Source organism: Alkalibacterium sp. m-11, assembly GCF_054658155.1.
The window spans coordinates 1-297 of record NZ_BAAGIR010000445.1 but is presented as its reverse complement, the minus strand read 5'-3'; the positions used below and the strand labels follow the sequence as shown (position 1 = coordinate 297).

At 34.3% G+C, this 297-nt stretch carries 1 pseudogene; it reads left to right on the top strand.

The features are described 5' to 3' along the window. Positions 1–170: 170 nt before the first annotated feature. Positions 171–297 (top strand): annotated as a pseudogene (locus ACYQ2O_RS13125) (IS110 family transposase); the annotation flags it as partial.

The window sequence follows — 297 nt, the reverse complement described above, 5'->3', positions numbered from 1 at the left end:
GTTGTTATGGTGACTACATTTTACCAAAGAGAGGTGTCTTTTTGTGTGTTTTTTGATAATTATTTATAAGAAGTTTCAATAACCGCAAGGGTTAAACCTGGATATTCAACTGCAAAACTTGAGTTATAAGGGGTTTTTATCAAACTGTCCTTGACATGGGGTCCAGTTTAAAGTCAGGAAACCGTTATTTACGTTATTACTTAGTTCAAGCTGCCAACTCTGTAAGACGATATATTCCTGAGTATGAAGCCTATTACCAGAAAAAATATAAAGAAGTACCGAAAACACAACACAAAC